This is a genomic window from Carnobacterium sp. (genome assembly GCF_032094055.1).
Classification (GTDB): Bacteria; Bacillota; Bacilli; order Lactobacillales; family Carnobacteriaceae; genus Carnobacterium_A.
On the sequence record NZ_DAMDAK010000124.1, the window covers coordinates 1 to 2836 of the forward strand.

Here is a 2836-nt window from a genome sequence, read left to right on the forward strand (position 1 = left end):
CCCCCGTACCAGATTCAGCAAAAGCAGTAGTGGGACTCGTGCCGAAAATCGATCCTACCGTAGTTCCAAGAGCATCGGATAACAAAGCTTGCTTGGCATTTTTTAAAGTACCGTTTTTCATCAAGCCGGCTTTTTTCGTGACACCGATCATAGTTCCGGTAGTATCAAAAACAGTTATCAACAAGAATGAAATTACGGCGCCATATAGGCCATGAGAGACAATATCGGTAAAAGGAGTGATGGGATTAGTGATCATTAATTCTGAGCCGAAATTAGGCAAGGCTATAAATCCGTCAAATTGAATCAACTTCATAACATAGCTGATGAATGTGAGAACGACCATCCCGATAAAAAGAGCTCCTTTAACATTTAACACCATAAGTACGACACTTAATACGATCCCAAATAATGTTAACAGAACAGCTGGATCATGAAGATTACCCAATGCGACTAAACTTTCTTCATTTCCGACAATAACACCGGCTAAACGTAAGCCGACAAAGGCAATAAATAAACCGATACCAGCAGTAATAGCTGATTTTAGAGTTTCAGGAATAGCACCAATCAGCCGTTCTCGGAAAGTTGTAAAAGAAAGTAGTAAAAAGATGACTCCTGCTACAAAAACAGAAGAAAAAGCTGTTTTGTAGTCGACCCCGCCAGCTACTACGGTGACAAAATAAGCATTTAAACCCAAACCAGGTGCAACACCAATTGGGTAATTAGCTGCTAAAGCCATCCAAGTAGTACCAACGACGGCTGAAACAATGGTTGCCATAAAAATTTGATTGAATGGGATCCCAGCAGCGGATAAAATGACCGGATTAACGACAATAATATAAGCCATTGTTAAAAATGTTGTTAATCCAGCTAAAACTTCTGTTTGTACAGTTGTTTTATTTTGTTCTAATTGAAAGAATTTATTCAACGTACTTTCCTCCTAAATGAATATAGAATTATGCCATTTATCATCATAGTTCTTTTGAAAACAGAATGCAATCAATAATTGTATCATTTCCGGTATATTTCCATAATAAATAAAAAAATAGTCGTTTTATTGTCGCTAAACACGAACCTTAAGAAATAAAGCGATTTAAATTATCGTTTCTTGAATACAAGTTATTTTTATCATCCAGCTTAAAGAAATAGAAGAGAGGAAAAAAGCGGCAGAAAATTTTACTAAAATCGAGCTTGATTCTATTTTTTCTTTTTTGAAAGTTGACTAAAAATATAGAACCTCCCAAAGAATAAAGAAATCACTAGTCTTTGGGAGGTTTATGCTATTCAATCAAAGAATAGCAGCTTTGTTGGTTTTTAGTTGTTTTGTTCTTTTTTCTAATGCTACATTTGGTCGGGAGCTTTGACTCCTAATAATCGCAAGTCCTCTTTTAGAACTGCGGCAACAGATTGGACTAAAGCTAAACGTGCAGGTTTTTCTGCATCCTCAACTAAGACTTTGCTGTTTGCATAGTAGCGGTTAAAAGCTTGCGCTAAGTGAAGTGCATGTTTAGCAATAACGGAAGGTTCCAGTTTATTATAAGCTCTTTGAACGATATCAGGGTATTCTTGTAATAATTTAATGATTTCCCAGCTGTAAGGATCGTCTAATGCATATTCTCCAGCAGCATCCATGTCTACAACTCCAGCTTTGCGTAAAATACTCATTGCACGTGCTCTTGTGTATTGGACATAAGGACCTGTTTCGCCTTCAAAACGCACAACTTCTTCAATAACAAAGTCAAAGTTGTTCAAGCGATCATTTTTTAAGTCATGGAAAATGACCGCACCAATTCCAACTTGATCAGCGACTTCATCTTTATTTGGCAAATCAGGATTTTTTTCCTCAATTTGTTGATGAGCTAAGCCGATTGCTTCATTTAAAACTTCTTCAAGCAATACGATTTTTCCTTGGCGGGTAGAAAGCTTTTTGCCACCTTGTGTGATTAAGCCAAATGGAACATGGTGCATATCATCCGACCATTCATAGCCCATTTCAGTTAAAACAGCTTTTAATTGTTTAAAGTGGTTGCTTTGTTCATTTCCAACTACATATAAGCTTTGGGCAAAATCATAAGTGCGTTTGCGGTAGATAGCTGCAGCTAAATCACGAGTAATATATAAAGTAGCACCGTCTGATTTTTTAATCAATGCTGGGTTTAAATTGTACTTTTCTAAGTCAACGATACTGGCATTTTGATTGATTTTCAATAAATCTTTTTCTTCCAGAAGGTTCACGACTTCATCCATTTTATCGTTATAAAAAGCTTCTCCGTTAAAGGAATCAAAGTGGATGTCCAACATATCATAAATATGATTGAACTCTTTCAAAGATTCTTCTCGGAACCATTGCCAAAGAGAAACAGCTTCAGGTTCATCATCTTCTAATTTTTTAAACCATTCACGTGCATTGTCATTAAGTTCTGGTTTTTCTTCAGCCACAGAATGGAATTTTACATAAAGGCGTAAGAGCTCAGCAATTGGTTCAGCAGCAATGGCATCTGCATCTCCCCATAGTTTATAAGCGACAATCAACTTACCGAATTGCGTACCCCAGTCCCCAAGATGATTGATTTTAATAGGTTGATAGCCGACTTTGCGATAGATATTAGCCAAGGCATTTCCGATAACCGTTGAACGCAAATGTCCCATTGAAATGGGTTTAGCAATGTTAGGAGAAGACATATCGATTGGAACATTTTTCCCTTCTCCGATAGTTAGGTCTCCATAATGAGCCCCTTCTTGCAATACATCTGATAGAACAGCTGTACTAACTGCTTTTTTAGCTAAGAAGAAGTTTAAGTAAGGCCCAACTACTTCAATTTTTTCAATAATTGGAGAA

At 36.8% G+C, this 2836-nt stretch carries 2 protein-coding genes; both read right to left on the reverse strand.

What is annotated here, in order from left to right; genetic code table 11:
- Window positions 1–925: NCS2 family permease (locus RT405_RS12970; RefSeq protein ID WP_313470236.1), on the reverse strand; the 925-nt coding region annotated here is incomplete at its 3' end.
- 413 nt (window positions 926–1338) lie between these two features.
- Window positions 1339–2836: arginine--tRNA ligase (gene argS / locus RT405_RS12975; RefSeq protein ID WP_313470237.1), on the reverse strand; the 1498-nt coding region annotated here is incomplete at its 5' end.